This window comes from Siminovitchia sp. FSL H7-0308 (assembly GCF_037980985.1).
Taxonomy (GTDB): Bacteria; Bacillota; Bacilli; order Bacillales; family Bacillaceae_C; genus Siminovitchia; species Siminovitchia thermophila.
This window is the reverse complement of the sequence record NZ_CP150282.1, coordinates 2,654,674-2,670,493: the sequence shown is the minus strand read 5'-3', so window position 1 is coordinate 2,670,493 and position 15,820 is coordinate 2,654,674. Positions and strand designations below refer to the sequence as shown.

Genomic DNA, 15,820 nt, shown 5'->3' with positions numbered 1-15,820 from the left:
CTTTCAAATGTCATAGACCCATATTTTTTGCAATGATCATTTTCATAATTTCATTGGAACCTGCATATATGGATGAAACGGCCACATCGCGGTACCTTCTCGCAATCTCGTATTCTTCCATATATCCGTACCCCCCGTGAAGCTGTAAACAGTTTGCAGACACTTTCTTCACCAAATCTGTTGTCCACCATTTGGCCATGGCTACTTCTGTCGTGATTTTTGTATTGTTTATATGCGCTTCAATGAGCCTGTCCACAAATGTCCTGCCAATTTCAATTTCCGACTTCATTTCTGCCAGCTTAAACTGCGTATTTTGAAACTGGCTGATGCGTTTGCCAAAGGCTTCCCGCTGTTCTACAAATTCAACGGTCTTCTCCAGCATGAGTTCTGCTGAGGCCATGCTCTGAATAGCAACCAAAAGCCGTTCCTGCTGTAATTTTTCCATTAAATAATAGAATCCTTTTCCTTCTTCTCCCAACAAGTTTTGCGCAGGAATTCTCGCATCTTCAAAAATTAACTCGCAAGTGTCATTGAGATGTTGGCCAAGCTTGTTTAATTTTTTCCCTTTTATAAAGCCGGGTGTTCCCGCTTCAACGACGAGCAGGCTGATTCCTTTGTGCGGCGGACTGGCCTGAGGATCCGTTTTGCATACCACTACAACGATATCAGCGGTTTTTCCATTTGTAATAAATGTTTTTTCTCCATTTAAAACATAATGGTTTCCATCTTTAATGGCCTTCGTCTTAATCGCGGCCAAATCGGAACCGGCTCCCGGCTCTGTCATGGCAATCGCCGAGATCAAGTCTCCGCTAATAGTCCCCGGCAGCCACCGCTTCTTCTGCTCTTCGGTGCCGTATGTTTCAATATAGGGAATGACAATGTCATTATGTAAACTGATTCCAACAAGTCCAACATTCACACGGTCCAACTCTTCGGAAACGACAACGGCAAAACCGAAGTCGGCATCATACCCTCCGTATTTCTCACTGACTTGCGGGGAGAGAAATCCATGCTTCCCCATCTTTTTCCAAAAACTACGCGGAACTTCTTTTTCTTCTTCCCATCGCTTAATAAAGGGGGCAGCTTCCTGTTCAAGAAAGGTTCTTAGTGACCGGCGGAAAATGTCATGTTCTTCTTTTAAAAACGTTCTTTTCACTATGTTCACCTCGTGCTTTTGAGGGTTTTGCCATTACTTTGGCTGCATTCTAATGGCACCATCCAGACGGATTGTTTCTCCGTTCAGCATCGCGTTTTCTATAATTGACAACACTAAATGCGCATACTCGCTTGGCTGGCCGAGGCGGGAAGGAAAAGGAGTCATTTCACCCAAGGCTTTTCGGGCTTTTTCAGGCAGTTGGGCAAATAGGGGGGTATGAAACAATCCGGGAGCAATGGTCATGACCCGAATGCCAAGGTGAGCCAAATCCCTTGCGAGTGGCAATGTCATTCCTACAATACCGCCCTTTGATGCGCTGTAGGCAGCCTGTCCGATTTGTCCGTCAAAAGCAGCGACAGAAGCTGTATTAATAATGACACCCCGTTCACCGTGCAGGTTCGGTTCGTTGGTCGCCATTTTTTCAGATACCAAGCGGATCGCATTGAAAGTGCCTGTCAGATTGACGGCGATGACTTTTGAAAAGGACGGCAAATCATGCGGCCCTTGCTTGCCGAGCGTTTTCTTAGCGATAGCAATCCCGGCACAGTTTACAAGCACATTGATGTGCCCAAAAGTGTCACATGCCTTTCCCACTGCGTCTTGAACACTGTCTTCATCTGTAACATCAGCATGAAAAAAAGCGGCATTGCTTCCGAGCTCATCCGCAAGCTTCCTTGCTTTTTCTTCCTCAAGGTCGAGAATAAAAGCCCGGCCACCATGTGAAACAATGTCTCTTACGGTGGCTTCCCCAAGACCGGAGGCTCCTCCCGTAACGATTGCGGTAACCTCATCTATGTTCATGACAATCATCCTTTCTCGACAAATAGAGAAGTTAATTAAATATATTCTAATAATTCAAATATATGAAGTCAAGCAATATCAGGCATATGTGCTAAACAGCCTTGGTTTGCGATAACATTTGCTTTTCTTCTTATTCACGATTTAAACTTAGGATATAATCTGGAAGAGGGCATTTTGTCCATTATGATAATCCAGCAATCAACAAGTTGAAATGAGGAAGTAATATGAATTTTTTACATAGCTTAAAACCTGCCCTGCAGGAAAATTGGAAAAAGTCGTTTACAGAGCCGACGCCTGTTCAACAACGAGCTATACCTTCTATTTTGGAAGGTAAAGATGTGGTCGCTCAATCTCCAACGGGCACTGGCAAAACAGTTGCCTATTTACTGCCGATTTTAAACAGGGTGGATGAAGAAAAGGAAGCGACACAGGCAGTCATTTTGGCTCCATCCCGAGAGCTTGTCATGCAAATTTTTGAAGAGATAAAAGCATGGTCTATAGGAACCGGGCTGACAAGCGTTTCCCTTGTTGGCGGGGCCAATATAAAGCGGCAAATGGAAAAGTTGAAAAAGCGCCCACAACTGATTGTGGGAACACCAGGGCGCATTTGGGAACTGATTCAAATGAAAAAACTGAAGATGCATGAAGTGAAAACCATTGTGCTGGACGAAGGGGACGAACTGCTCGGCAAGGAACATCTTGACGATGTCCGGCGTGTCGTGAAATCGGCGCTCAATGACCGCCAGTTGCTGCTGTTTTCAGCAACCGCATTGCAAGATCCCGACCAAGTAACAGCCATGCTTGGAAGGGAGCCCGAAAGGATTGTGGTCGAGGGGGAACTAGCTGTACCATCTGAGATCGAACATATTTATTTGTTGTGTGAACCGCGTGAAAAAATCAACCTGCTTGGAAAAATCGCGAAAATGGACGGGATGAAAGGCCTCGCTTTCATTCGGTCTATTGGCAACTTGCATGTCATTGCCGACAAGTTATCCTATGAAGGTGTTGATTTGGAAATCCTTCACAGTGATATGCGCAAAGATGAACGGAAAAAGGCGTTACAAAGGCTTGACTCCGGGGATGTAAGCATCTTGCTCGCCACAGATATAGCAGCCAGAGGGTTGGATATAAAAGGGATATCCCACGTCATTCATTTTGACCTGGCGAAGGACGTGGAACAATATATCCACCGTTCAGGAAGAACAGGGCGAATGGGGAAATTCGGAACAGTTGTTTCGCTCGTTTCTCCAAGGGATGAACGCGAGCTGCAAAAATATGGCAAACTTTTAGGGATTCCACTCAGCAAAAAGCGCCTTTATAAAGGCGGCTTTCATCCGGCAAAAAATTACCAACGCAGAGGAAAATAAATGCTATCCGCAAGCTCGGGAAAATCGATAAATGGGTTGCGGTTTCCCTGAATATGAAAAATGGCTTGATTCCGGTGCTTTTCGTAAAGCTCGGGTGGGAAGGTCTTGTTCCATTTCCGCAAGAGCGGGAAGTCCACTTTTTTGCGAAATGCTTTTTTGATCCCTTTCGGGTAACGGAGGACAAAATAAAGCAGCGCACGGGCGACCGTTCCTTTTCCAAACTCTGGTTCAAATAAACCGGACGAAGCGACTCCGCAATGGTTCCGTATTTTTTCAGTAGGCAATTCCGGGTTGTATTCCGGAAAGTCGTAGTATGGAAAATTGGACCGAATGGCATTACAGCTTGGTTCACAGGCAAAAAGATGGTGTAAATCCCCCTTCATCGGTTCGCGACCGGAAAACCATGATTGCGGGACAATGTGCTCGGCATTAAACTTGAGCTCCATCGGCATATATTTTGGGAGGCCGTTTTCCGCCAATAACTGTTCATGCTTTTTTCGAACTTCATCATCTTTTGCAATCAACATAGCCGGATCTTCATCCTTTCCGGAGTATATGCTTTTAATTCCTCCGTCGGGCTGCAGATCCACCCACGTATATAAATATTGGTCTTTGCTTACCCCATAGGGCACGCGGTTTTTATGGGTTTGTTTGACGAGGGCGTGCAATTGCCGGTATATGGATTTCGTTTCCCACACGTCGACACGTCGATAATATTGGATGATTTCATTCCTGTCTGCTTGCGCATCGTAATAAACTAGCTGATTCTCTCTTAATCTATAAAGATTCTTCTCCAAAGTTTTGATCGTTGGGACAAGATGGACGGTCATCATGATCACTCCGTTTCTGCCGAATTAATGATTGTAGGCAAGCCTATTAAAGTAGGCTTGTTCTGTTCCAAGCTCGCGGTTCAGCAGAATTTCCATTGTTTCCAAATCCTTGCGGACAACGACAGGATCTTCGGAAGACCAATAAATGGTATAAATGAAATAATAGTCCTTGATCTGTCTGAAAATGACTTTTGAGTGGGAAAATGGATGAAACCTTGCCACAATATTGTATTTTTTTGAGTATGACCAATGTAAAAGCTCCATAATCATCGTTCCCTTCCTGTTCATTATAATCTTTTGATGAAGAAACAGAAATAGAAATGGTTCAATTACGGAAAAAGAGGGAAAATATAAATTGCAACTTCATTCAGTAGGCGTTTTCTTCCATCTCCTACTGAATGTTAGATGAACGAATCGGGCATTTAGGTGCCGTTTTCTCCCACTCAGACCTTTTGTATCAACCCAGGTTTTGAAGTGATGTAAATGGCACCTTACATGCGGGATAAATTTACATATTACAGATCGTGAGGGATCGAGATGGGCAATGACAAAAATTTTTTTTCTGTATTTAAAAACTTAAAGGATCAAGTAGATCGACTGCCAATTTCCGGCAACGCAAAACAAAAAATGAAATCCAAGATCTTTGAATTAAAGGAGCTTACAATCGAAGCGCGGGAACCAAGAATTGCGCTTGTGGGAAGAAGAGGAGCCGGGAAATCATCTCTCATCAATGCATTATTTGGAGAAAGGCGGCAAGTAGTCAGCCCGGTCCAGGCGGGAACTGGAAGGGGAAAATGGCTATGGTACCCTTCAGATGAAGACCCGAAGATCAGGCTGCTTGATTCCAGGGGGCTTGGTGAAAGCGAGAAGCCGCTTGAAGCAGCCGACGAAGATCGTGCGATAGATCAATTAAAAAAAGAAGTAAAAGCGGAGCAGCCGGATGTATTCCTGTTTTTAATCAAGGCAAAGGAAATCGATGCACGGGTGGAGGAGGATTTGCGGGAGCTAAACGACATCAGGGAGTTCATCCGCCAGGTTCACGCCTATGATGTTCCAGTCATTTGCATCGTGAGCCAAGTGGATGAGCTTGATCCGCCTTACTATAAAGAACTGCCGCTCGATGGGCATCCGGAAAAAGCAAAAAATATCAAAGCGGCCGTCAATTTGATGGAAAAACGCTTTAAGGAACATAAAATTCCTCTGATCACGACGATTCCAATTTGCACATATGCCGATTTTGACAAAGATGGAAATATCGTATACGATATGCGCTGGAACGTAGATGAGCTGGCCGCATATTTAGTCGACGTCCTTCCAAACGACGCCAAATTAAAAACGGCAAAAGCGGCAAAGGCGATCCCGGCTAAAAAAAAAGCGGCACAGAAGATCGTCGTCACGATGTCCGGTATGGCGATGATCATCGGAATTGAGCCGATACCGTTTGCGGATATGCCGCTGTTGACGGCACTTCAGGCGTTTATGATTATGGCGATTGCCTATATTTCGGGCAGGGAAATCAGCAAGGCCACTGCCGGCGAGTTTATTGGAGCGCTTGGAGTCAATCTTGGAGTGGCTTTTCTCGTAAGAGAAGGAGCCCGTTCAGCGGCCAAACTAATTCCCGCTGCCGGCAACGTCATTTCCGGCGCAGTGGCAGGTGGGGTAACGTATGGGATTGGTCAGGCCGGCATTTCATACTACATTGAAGGAAAAGATTTGAAAAAAGCAAAGCAAGCATTTGAGAAGGGAAAAAAGCAATTTCGAAAAGAACAAAAAAAAGAATCATAAACTATCAAATCTCCGCTTATGTTGCGGAGTTTTATTTTGCTTTACATAAAGTGAAACTTCATTCAGTAGGCGTTTCTCCTACTGAATGTTAGTTGAACCAATCGGGCATTTAGGTGCCGTTTTCTCCCATTTAGACCTTTGTATTCACTCAAGATTTTGAAGTGGTGTATACGGCACCTTACATGCGGGATAAAGTGAAACTTCATTCAGTAGGCGTTTTCTTCCATTCCTACTGAATGTTAGTTGAACCAATCGGGCATTTAGGTGCCGTTTCTCCCACTTAGCCCTTTTGTATTCACTCAAGATTTTGAAGTGGGAGTCTTACGGCACCTTACATGCGGGATAATACTTGTACTCTATTAACGATGTACTATAAAATTTGAAGAAGACATTTATACTGACAAGGCAGGAAGTGATGACTGACAGATGGCAAACAGAAATGTGTTGTTTGAAAAAATCCCTTTTGATCAAGAAAGCTTTTTTCGCGCATATGTTCATTTGACCCGGAACGAGGATCGGCACGTATTATTGGAAAGCGGCAGGACCGGGCGGTTCAGTATTGCAGGCATTCGACCATTTGCCGAGGCAAGAGCGAATGAAAACGGTTTGGAGATTTTTCATCATGGTGAAAAAAAGATCATGGCAGGGAAGCCATTAGAGGAGCTTGAAAAGTGGATGAAGCCCTTTTCTTTTGCCCCTTTGCCGGAAATCCCCGATTTTCAAGGCGGAGCCATTGGTTTTATTAGCTATGATTACATAGAACATGTGGCGAGTATGCCGCAAATCGCCAAAGACGACTTGCGGCTTCCATTATTATATGTTTTGGTGTTTGACGAGTGGGCTGTTTTTGACCACGAGGAGCAGACTCTCTGGTTAATGGCATTGAAGCACGGACAGGCAGAGGAAACGATTACCCGAATGAAACATGAGTGGATGGAAGCTTCCAAGCCGGCCATTGAGGAATCCGTCTTTGACAAACCCGTAGCGGATGAGCAAGATATGCAAGTTTCCTTCACGGAAGAGGAGTTTAAGGCGGCCGTTCAAAAGGTGCAACAATACATTCAAGCTGGCGAAGTTTCGCAGGTGAACCTTACGGTGCGCCAATCCCAAAAAATAGCCGTTCCTCCTATACAGGTATACAAAGAATTGCGAAAGCTGAATCCCTCACCCTATATGGGGTATTTTCACACACCCGGATTTCAAATTGTGTCAGGCTCGCCGGAACTGTTAATCAAAAAACATGGCAAGCATGTGGGAACAAGACCGATTGGGGGAACGAGGCCCCGGGGTGCAAATGAAACGGAGGATCAAGCCCTGCAAGAGGAACTGCTTTTCAATGAAAAGGAGCGGGCGGAACATATTATGCTTGTCGATGTGGAACGGAATGATCTTGGGAAAATATGCGAATACGGAACTGTTCAAGTAGATGAACTGTTGGCCATCGAAAAGTATTCCCATGTCATGCATCTTGTTTCACATGTAGGCGGCGAGCTGTCCGCAGACAAAACTGTAAATGATGTCATCGAGGCCATATTTCCCGGCGGATCGATTACAGGCGCGCCTAAAATTCGCACAATGAAAATCATCGAAGAATTAGAACCAATAAAACGCGGGGTCTATACAGGATCACTTGGCTGGATTGGCTTTAACGGCGATCTCCATCTCAATATTACGATCCGCACGATGGTAATCAAAGAACAAATGTGCCATGTACAAGCCGGGGCGGGAATTGTCATTGATTCAGATCCGGCGGCGGAGTATAGGGAATCATTGAAAAAAGCGGAAGCCCTTTGGAAAGCAAAGGAAGCGGCAGAGAAAAGAGGGATTAGCGTTGATACTGATTATTGATCATGATGATTCATTCACATATAACATTGTCCAGATGATTGGCGCTACGGGAAGAGAAGTGGCGGTCATATCAGCTCATGCGTCCATCGAAGAAATGGACAAACTGGCTCCTGACTCTATCATTCTTTCATCAGGAGCGGGTATTCCCGACAAAGAGGGCACAACGGTAAATATCATCCGCCATTTTTTAGGGAAAGTTCCCATCCTTGGCATTGGATTTGGACATTTGGCGGTTGCCGTAGCTTTTGGAGGTGAAATTGGAGGTTCACAATATGTGCTGCATGGGAAAACATTAGAAATTCATCATGACGGGAAATCCGTTTTTGCCGGACTGGATCATCCGTTCCAAGCAACATGCTACCACTCACTTCTTATCCAGAAGACAGACTTCCCAGCTTGTTTGGAAGTGAGTGCACAAAGCGAAAATGAAGAAATCATGGCTATCCGTCATAAAGAATGGCCAGTCGAAAGTGTCCAGTTTCATCCAGAATCGATCATGACCCGGGAAGGAAAATGGATTTTTTTAAACTTTCTGAAATCAATAGAATTGGTTGTGAAATAACATGGTTTTATTTTTAAATGGGAAGTTTATCAAAAAGGAAAACGCCGTTATTTCCCCCTTTGATCACGGTTATTTATACGGATTGGGCGTCTTTGAAACGATTCGTACTTATGGCGGGAAGCCGTTTTTATTGGAGGAGCATATAGAAAGGCTGAATCATGGATTAGAAGAGCTGGAGATAGACAGATCATTTACATCAGGAGAAGTAAAGCCGATTATCCAGGAATTATGCCTGATAAACGGCCTCCCCGATTCCTACATCCGAATGAATGTATCTGCGGGAGAAGGTGACATCGGGCTGCAAACCGCGCCATACATCGATCCAACTGTTATTATTTTTCAAAAATCGCTTCCCCCGCTCATTCCCCTTCAGGAAAAAGAAGCGGTCATTTTAAAACTGCGGCGCAATACACCGGAAACGGAAATCCGGATGAAGTCCCATCACTTTTTCAACAATGCTGCAGCGAAAAGGGAGCTGGGGCCTGACCGCGATAGGGAAGGAATTTTTCTGACAAGAGAAGGATATTTGGCAGAGGGCATTACTTCCAATCTATTTTGGGTAAAAGCGGGTGTGTTGTACACACCCTCCCTGGAAACAGGGATTTTAAACGGAATTACACGGCAATTGATATTAAAGCTGGCTAGATCCGCAGACATTCCCGTTATAGAAGGCTTGTTTAAAGAAAATGTCCTGCAAGAGGCGGATGAAATATTTTTTACCAACTCCATCCAGGAAATCGTCCCTGTTCACAAGTTCATGAAATGCAAACTGCCGGGGAACAAGGGAGTCATAGTCGGGCGGCTTTATGAAAAATATAAGGACGCTATATCAAAGATGGATAAATAGAAGAGAAAAAATCTCCTGCGGGCTGCAGGAGATTTTGATTTCTAATTTTCATGATGTAAATCTTTAGAAGGGGGCCGATCGACTTTCCTGGCATCTTCAAAATCAAGGGCAGAACCGATAAAAAATACGAGTCCTCCGGCAACTACGGCTAAAAAAACGACCAGTCCAATCAAAACCGATAAGTCCAACGTTGTTCCCTCCCAGTTTTGTGATCGTTTAGTACAATCATTACCCCGTTTGCTAATAGAATAAACATCATATTCCTAATTGTCAACTCATTTTTAAAAATATTAGGACAATTATGCGGGAGGTATGTTACTCATTCTCTTTCTGTTCATCTGAAGGGGAGGAATCAATTGTACGTGTGTCATCAAAATCCAACACAGTACGAATGTAATAAATAAGAAATCCCGCTATAGCCGCCAACACACCTGTTAATCCAATTGTAATCCATAATTCCATGAGCATTCCTCCTTGGTACAATATGTATGCTTGCCGCCGAATTACATTCATCATAAAAAAATGCGTTTCAGTTTTGTATCGTTTGCCGTGGGCCTTTGCGATGATGATGATCCACCAAGGTACAAGACAGAGGGATTCTATCACAATCTGCCGCTCCATCTAAAACGACACACTCGGCTGTCAAGCTAGCAACATCAACAAGCCGTTCGCGGGAAAACAAAGAAAAGGAACACGACAGGGCTGAATAAAATGGCGGAAATGTTCATTCAATTGCTCAACCTCCTAACCGTCCTCGAGACGATAACCGTTTATAGATAGTGAGCCATGATTAAAAAGCAACGCAATGTTTGTTAAAGCGGGAGTCCTGGCGATCATGATAAATAAAAGAGCGCCTTGTAAAAGCGCTCAAAAAATAGTTCTTCTCTTTATTGATTTCATGATGCTCTTTAATACATATGATGGTGGTGGTGAGGGTGGGCATGGTGCATGGAATAGGGATGTATCCCCTGATGTTGAAATTGCATTTGATCCAATTCATATCCATGATGATGCCAATGGTGGTGCCCATGGTGGTGGCCATGATGATGATGCCCGTGATGGTGCATTGGATATCCGTAATGATGCATTGGATAACCATGGTAGCCATAATGATGCATGTAGATCACCTTCCTTGCTTTGTGTTTATACACCATATGACCCAGGAAAAAACATGAAACCTATTTTTCGTAAAATGGGTATTTGTCTAGTGGTTTTGTTAAATGATGACAATCGTTTAGCAATCGCAGTAAAAAAACCTATTCTGGACCGAAAGATGAAAGATAATTCCGAATTCCATTTAGTCATAACCGAAAGCTGGTCTCAGAGGCACGGATCCATTTACGAAGCCCGGTAAATTTGGTTACCTTGGCTACATTCTTTTGTACGCTCCCTTCGGTCCGCTACCGCAAACTTATATTGACAGCCGTTTATGGTTGTATAATGAAAATAATACGCATTTGTTGTTTAAAGCAAATTATTGTTATAATGAAATGCGAACGGACATTCTCACTGACGATATATTTTACAATAAGAACACCAATTAATAGGGGCGAATACGCTAATGTCTATAGAAAAACTCAATAAACCCGAAAGGTCTGATCAAGAAAGAATAGATGTATTAAAAGAATTATTTCCAGAAGCGTTTACTGATGGAACTTTTAACCTGGAAATATTAAAAGAAGAATTACATATTCTGGATCTTTCTTCGGAAAAAGACGGCTTTTATGAGTTAAAATGGCCCGGAAAAGTGGAAGCTAAAAAACTGGCTGCAAAACCATTTACAGGTTCACTTTATCCTATGAAACATGAAGGGATAAACGTTGAAAATACCAGAAATATCTTGATTGAAGGAGAAAACTTGGAAGTTCTCCGCATACTGCAAAAAAGCTATAGAGAACAAGTGAAGTTCATATACATTGACCCCCCCTATAATACCGGGAATGATTTTATTTACGAAGATGAATACAAAGAGTCTGTACAATCATATTTATTGAAAACCGGACAAGCGGACGAAGAAGGAGTGTTAACGAGCAATCCCAAGTCGAGCGGCAGATTTCATACTAATTGGTTAAATATGATGTATCCGCGTTTACGGTTGGCAAAGTTTTTGCTTAAAAAAGAAGGAGTTATCGCCATACATATAGATGAACACGAACAGAGCAATCTGGAATTGCTGATGAATGAAATATTTGGAGAAGAAAATAGACTTGGACATATCATTTGGGATAAGCGAAATCCCAAGGGGGATGCTACGGGCATCGCTTATCAACATGAATCCATATTAGTCTACGCCAGAAATAAGGATTATTTGCTCGCAAAACATGAAATAAAAAGACCCAAACGAAACGCTGAAAAAATGATTCGAAAAGCCAAGGAGCTATTCAGCAAGCTTGGCAAGACAAGTTTGCCGGATGACCTTCAAGAAGTGGCCCAAAAATATACATTACCCAAATCGATTCTGGAAGAACATATCAAAGAATATGATTTGGACGCTGTGAATGAAGAATATAAAAAATGGTTACAAACCCAAGATGATCTATCGGGCGGGGAAGCCGCTTATAAATGTATTGATGAAAATGGGGATGTATATCGTCCAGTTTCAATGGCTTGGCCAAATAAAAAGCAGGCTCCTGACCATTATTTTATTCCATTGATTCATCCCCAAACTAAAAAACCTTGTGCGATTCCTCAAAGAGGCTGGAGAAATCCTCCCTCTACAATGAGAAAATTATTGGAAGAAAATAAAATCCTCTTTGGGAAAGATGAAAAAACAATACCAAATAGAAAATATCTTTTAAAAGAATATTTATATGAAAATATCCCATCCATCCTCAGGTATGGCGGAAGCGACGATGATTTGTTTAACAAGCTGGGGCTGCCTTTTGAAAATCCAAAGCCTTATAGATTCGCTATGGACATGATACACTTTTTTACTGAGGAAGATGATATCATATTAGATTTTTTTGCGGGATCAGGCACAACGGGTCATGCAGTCTATGAATTAAATGAAAAATATCATACCCGAAGAAGATTTATTTTGGTTCAGGTTCCCGAAGAAACAGCCAAAAATTCGGCAGCTAGAAAATCCGGATTTAACACTATTTCCCAAATAACAAAGAAAAGGTTAATGGAAGCCGCGACATGTATAAAGCAAAGGGGAGCCGTTTCTGATTGCGGATTTAAGGTTTTTGGTTTAGGGAAAACAAATATTAGACAATGGTCTGATTTTGACGGGGATCGTATTGAAGAATTGGAAGAACAGTTTGATTATTCACCGCTCGTTCCAGGCTGGAATGAAGAAAATGTCATAACCGAACTTTTGTTAGTTCAAGGTTTTCCCCTTGATAGCAATAGGGAAGTTTTAAAAAATGTGCGGTACAACAAAGTGTGGAAGATTACACATGACCGCGTCGACTACAGTTTATATATATGCCTGGACAAGAAGCTGGAAGAACATACAGCCAATGATCTTATCCCATTCAAGGGGGATGTTTTGATTGTATTGGACGATGCCGTAACCGACACATTAAAAATGGTCTTATCTGAAACGTTAAATGTAAAAACACTCTAAAAAAGGAAGAGTATCATTGGGACAACATTTGAAAATAAAGTTTGATTCTGAACAACAATATCAACTTGATGCGATCAATAGTGTTGTAAAGCTTTTTGAGGGAGTACCGACACTTGATAACGTTGATTTTTGGCCAACCCATATAGATGATAAAATCGTTAGTAATGCGGGCTTGGATGAACAATTGGATCATCATCTTCTGTTGCACAACCTGCAACAAGTCCAACAGAAAAACAATCTTGAAAAGAGAGGGAGCGAAATCTCGCTTTCTTCCAAAATAGAACTCGATGAAGGGCCTCTTCTGAATGGCATTCACCATGACCAACATATTGCTATTCCGCATTTTACAATCGAAATGGAAACCGGCACCGGAAAAACATATGTTTATGTAAGAACCATCCATGAATTACATAAAATCTATGGGTATAAAAAGTTCATGATCGTTGTGCCGAGCATAGCCATTTATGAAGGTGTGGTAAAAACAATTGAAATGACAAAATCCCATTTTGCGTCATTGTACGATAATGAAGAAATATCTTTGATTCAATATGATGGCGCTAAATTGGGCAGATTGCGCGAGTATGCCGAAACCCCCTATCTATCTGTCATGATCATGACAATGGATTCGTTTAATAAACCTTCCAATAACTTTTATAAAATGACCGAACAATTACAAGGTGATAAAAAGCCCATTCATTTTGTCCAAGAAACGAGACCTATCGTTGTATTGGATGAACCGCAAAATTTTCATACAAAAATAGCCAAGGAAGCCATCCGCACACTAAAACCTTTATTTGTCTTAAGATATTCGGCGACCCATAAAGAGACGCCCAACTTATGTTATCGTCTTACGCCAATAGATGCTTTTAGAAATAATCTTGTGAAACAAATTGAAGTGATCGGCATATCTGATTTGGACAACTTCAATGTTCCTTTAATCCGGTTAATGGATATAGTTCGCCAGCCAATAGCGGCAAAAGTAAAAGTGAATGTATTGGATAAGGGAATAAAAAAGGAAAGAGACATCTTGTTAAGACAAGGTTCTGATCTAGAAAAGATCACCGGATTACAAGATTATGCCGGATTGAAAGTGACGGAAATCCAGTATGGCAAAAAAGACGAACATAAAAAAGTTTCGTTTGAAAATGGGTTTGAATTAAGTTTTCATCATGCACTTGCATCTAAAGAAAGTATTTTTCGAGCACAAATTGAAAAAACGATTGAAGTGCATATGGCTAAACAAGAGGAATTGAAAGAAAAAGGAATTAAAGTGTTATCATTGTTTTTTATCGACAAAGTGAAAAATTATACCGGTAAAGAGGCTCTTATTAGAAGGTTGTTTGATGAGTGTTTTAACAGATTAAAGACGAAATTTCCTTCTTTTTCCAATATGGAGCCGAGTGAAGTCAGAGAAGGTTATTTTGCAAAGCCCGGCAAGACGGCGAGTGATGATGAAGCGGTTGACACGAATGGCCGCAATCAAACCGAAAGAAAAATGGAAAAAGCCGCTTTTGAATTAATTATGAAGAAAAAGGAACAATTACTTTCTTTTGAAGAACCGGTCTCTTTTATCTTTGCCCACTCTGCACTCAGAGAAGGTTGGGATAATCCGAATGTGTTTCAAATCTGCACATTAAATCAAACTGTTTCTAACATCAAAAAAAGGCAGGAAATAGGAAGAGGATTACGATTGGCTGTAGACCAAAAAGGGGAGAGGCCTGCGGAATATGAAATGAATATCCTCACGGTCATCGCCAATGAAAGTTATGAGAACTACGTGGCAAGTTTGCAACATGAATATGAAGAAGATGGAAATAAACCTCCTCAGAAGCCAAAAAAGCCGCGGCAAGCCATTGTTAAACGCAATGACAGTCTATTTCTTTCTTCAGAGTTTCAACATTTTTGGGCGAAATTAAATCAGAAAGTAAAGTACGAAATAAACATTGATACGGAAAAGCTCATCAATCAATGTGTGAAAAGGTTAAATGCCACCAAGTTCCCTGAGCCTAAAATGGAAATTTCCCGCGCCAAGTTTATCATGCATCAATATAAGATAGCGTTAAGGGAAACCCGGGGTGAAAAAGCACATATCACCATTGTGGTTCAAGATTCCACCGGCAATCGTTATAAGAGAAATGAAGCAGTTCAGGAAGGGGACAGTCTTTATAAACTAGTAAATGATATCCGATTGAAACATTACATCGTTAAGAAAATCAATTATAGCAGCAAAAGTGAGGAACAATCTCTTACATTTGCCAATGGGGAGATCCTCACAAAAGAAAGTCCATTCATATTTCACACTGAAAAAACCAGTCATATTGAAAAAAGCCAAACAAGTGTTTTTAGTGAAAAATACCCCATACCCAATTTTATAGAGAGGGCGGCAAAAGAAACAAATTTAACAAAAAAAACGATCATAACGATATTTAAAAAAATGGATCTTGAAAAAAGAAAGCTTATATGGATAAACCCCGAGGGCTGGATTCGTGAGTTTCTATCCCGGATTCAGGAAGTTTCCCGTCATCACATCGCCGAAAACATTGAATTTACGGTAATGGCGGAGCCATTGTATGATGTAAATGCAATATTTCCTGTCACTGGCAAGTGTCCGCAGAAGCAGTTGATCGCGGGCGGGATAAACAGCTTATATGATAAAGTGCAAGTTGATTCAGATGTTGAACGTGACTTTATGTTGAAACGAGTCATCCCTGATGCTGACAACACGAAGCTTTATTTTAAATTCCCGCCCCATTTCAAAATAAAATTCCCAAAAGTGATTGGCAATTATAAACCCGGCTGGGGAATGGTCAGATTAGAAAAAGAGGGAGAAGTAAAGCTTGAATTCATTATAGATTTGAAAAGCGGTCTGAATATTTCCCAAGTCAAATGTGCTCAAAAATATTTTGGCAAGCTGGGTATCAATTATGGGGTTGTTGATCAAACAGTTCGTGATTGGTGGGAAAAATCACGCATAGAATAAAATAGGAAGAGCAGGAAAATTCACCCTTAGTGACGAATCATGTCTAAGGGTGTTTCTATTTTAAAGGGGGTTA

At 41.8% G+C, this 15,820-nt stretch carries 14 protein-coding genes; 8 read left to right on the top strand and 6 right to left on the bottom strand.

Features of this window, described 5'->3' with window-relative positions; genetic code table 11:
- Positions 1–10: 10 nt before the first annotated feature.
- On the bottom strand, positions 11–1,156 hold the full coding sequence (locus MHB50_RS12815) for an acyl-CoA dehydrogenase family protein (RefSeq protein ID WP_077109957.1): 1,146 nt from the start codon (positions 1,154–1,156) through the stop codon (positions 11–13).
- A 33-nt stretch (positions 1,157–1,189) separates the two neighbouring features.
- Positions 1,190–1,957 carry a 3-hydroxyacyl-CoA dehydrogenase gene (locus MHB50_RS12810; RefSeq protein WP_077109958.1) on the bottom strand — a complete coding sequence of 256 codons (768 nt, stop codon included), beginning with the start codon at positions 1,955–1,957 and terminating at the stop codon, positions 1,190–1,192.
- A 224-nt stretch (positions 1,958–2,181) separates the two neighbouring features.
- Here MHB50_RS12810 and MHB50_RS12805 point away from each other — a divergent pair, with 224 nt between their 5' ends.
- Positions 2,182–3,324 (top strand): DEAD/DEAH box helicase, encoded by a 1,143-nt coding sequence (locus tag MHB50_RS12805; protein ID WP_077109959.1) that lies wholly within the window; start codon positions 2,182–2,184, stop codon positions 3,322–3,324.
- Here the strand turns inward: MHB50_RS12805 and MHB50_RS12800 are convergent.
- Together MHB50_RS12800 and MHB50_RS12795 are read right to left on the bottom strand one after the other, a co-directional pair.
- Positions 3,303–4,157, bottom strand: coding sequence for an endonuclease (locus tag MHB50_RS12800; RefSeq protein WP_236016916.1), 855 nt, complete (start codon positions 4,155–4,157; stop codon positions 3,303–3,305). The two genes, MHB50_RS12805 and MHB50_RS12800, sit on opposite strands and share 22 nt — an antisense overlap.
- A gap of 21 nt (positions 4,158–4,178) precedes the next feature.
- Entirely contained in the window at positions 4,179–4,424 is a 246-nt protein-coding gene (locus tag MHB50_RS12795) for a hypothetical protein (RefSeq protein ID WP_236016915.1), read from the bottom strand.
- A 267-nt stretch (positions 4,425–4,691) separates the two neighbouring features.
- On the opposite strand from MHB50_RS12795, the gene MHB50_RS12790 reads away from it, so the two are divergent.
- The 4 genes from MHB50_RS12790 to pabC all read left to right on the top strand — a co-directional run bounded on the left by MHB50_RS12790 (position 4,692) and on the right by pabC (position 9,196).
- Positions 4,692–5,939, top strand: coding sequence for a GTPase (locus MHB50_RS12790; RefSeq protein ID WP_077109961.1), 1,248 nt, complete (start codon positions 4,692–4,694; stop codon positions 5,937–5,939).
- A 426-nt stretch (positions 5,940–6,365) separates the two neighbouring features.
- The gene (locus tag MHB50_RS12785) at positions 6,366–7,787 is read left to right on the top strand and encodes an anthranilate synthase component I family protein (protein ID WP_339164014.1); all 1,422 of its coding nucleotides are present in this window, start codon (positions 6,366–6,368) and stop codon (positions 7,785–7,787) included.
- Complete coding sequence (locus MHB50_RS12780; protein ID WP_340083866.1) at positions 7,771–8,349, top strand: aminodeoxychorismate/anthranilate synthase component II; 579 nt, start codon at positions 7,771–7,773, stop codon at positions 8,347–8,349. The genes MHB50_RS12785 and MHB50_RS12780 overlap by 17 nt, the downstream gene beginning before the upstream one ends.
- 1 nt (position 8,350) lies before the next feature.
- The gene (gene pabC, locus MHB50_RS12775; protein WP_340083865.1) at positions 8,351–9,196 is read left to right on the top strand and encodes an aminodeoxychorismate lyase; all 846 of its coding nucleotides are present in this window, start codon (positions 8,351–8,353) and stop codon (positions 9,194–9,196) included.
- A gap of 41 nt (positions 9,197–9,237) precedes the next feature.
- On the opposite strand, the gene MHB50_RS12770 is transcribed toward pabC, so the two are convergent.
- Together MHB50_RS12770 and MHB50_RS12765 are read right to left on the bottom strand one after the other, a co-directional pair.
- Complete coding sequence (locus MHB50_RS12770; protein ID WP_171973772.1) at positions 9,238–9,384, bottom strand: hypothetical protein; 147 nt, start codon at positions 9,382–9,384, stop codon at positions 9,238–9,240.
- Positions 9,385–9,511: 127 nt separating this feature from the next.
- Positions 9,512–9,658, bottom strand: a complete 147-nt coding sequence (locus MHB50_RS12765; protein WP_171973773.1) for a hypothetical protein — start codon at positions 9,656–9,658, stop codon at positions 9,512–9,514.
- A 373-nt stretch (positions 9,659–10,031) separates the two neighbouring features.
- Here MHB50_RS12765 and MHB50_RS12760 point away from each other — a divergent pair, with 373 nt between their 5' ends.
- The 3 genes from MHB50_RS12760 to MHB50_RS12750 all read left to right on the top strand — a co-directional run bounded on the left by MHB50_RS12760 (position 10,032) and on the right by MHB50_RS12750 (position 15,747).
- On the top strand, positions 10,032–10,550 hold the full coding sequence (locus tag MHB50_RS12760) for a hypothetical protein (protein ID WP_340083864.1): 519 nt from the start codon (positions 10,032–10,034) through the stop codon (positions 10,548–10,550).
- Between the two features lie 207 nt (positions 10,551–10,757).
- Positions 10,758–12,767, top strand: a complete 2,010-nt coding sequence (locus tag MHB50_RS12755) for a site-specific DNA-methyltransferase (RefSeq protein WP_340083863.1) — start codon at positions 10,758–10,760, stop codon at positions 12,765–12,767.
- Positions 12,768–12,783: 16 nt separating this feature from the next.
- On the top strand, positions 12,784–15,747 hold the full coding sequence (locus tag MHB50_RS12750; RefSeq protein ID WP_340083862.1) for a DEAD/DEAH box helicase family protein: 2,964 nt from the start codon (positions 12,784–12,786) through the stop codon (positions 15,745–15,747).
- Positions 15,748–15,820 lie beyond the last annotated feature (73 nt).

Coding starts and splice junctions, on each gene's coding strand:
- MHB50_RS12810 (WP_077109958.1), bottom strand. CDS start 1,957: ATGAACATAGATGAGGTTACCGCAATCGTTACGGGAGGAGCCTCCGGT.
- MHB50_RS12805 (WP_077109959.1), top strand. CDS start 2,182: ATGAATTTTTTACATAGCTTAAAACCTGCCCTGCAGGAAAATTGGAAA.
- MHB50_RS12800 (WP_236016916.1), bottom strand. CDS start 4,157: ATGATGACCGTCCATCTTGTCCCAACGATCAAAACTTTGGAGAAGAAT.
- MHB50_RS12795 (WP_236016915.1), bottom strand. CDS start 4,424: ATGATTATGGAGCTTTTACATTGGTCATACTCAAAAAAATACAATATT.
- MHB50_RS12790 (WP_077109961.1), top strand. CDS start 4,692: ATGGGCAATGACAAAAATTTTTTTTCTGTATTTAAAAACTTAAAGGAT.
- MHB50_RS12785 (WP_339164014.1), top strand. CDS start 6,366: ATGGCAAACAGAAATGTGTTGTTTGAAAAAATCCCTTTTGATCAAGAA.
- pabC (WP_340083865.1), top strand. CDS start 8,351: ATGGTTTTATTTTTAAATGGGAAGTTTATCAAAAAGGAAAACGCCGTT.
- MHB50_RS12765 (WP_171973773.1), bottom strand. CDS start 9,658: ATGGAATTATGGATTACAATTGGATTAACAGGTGTGTTGGCGGCTATA.
- MHB50_RS12760 (WP_340083864.1), top strand. CDS start 10,032: ATGATAAATAAAAGAGCGCCTTGTAAAAGCGCTCAAAAAATAGTTCTT.
- MHB50_RS12755 (WP_340083863.1), top strand. CDS start 10,758: ATGTCTATAGAAAAACTCAATAAACCCGAAAGGTCTGATCAAGAAAGA.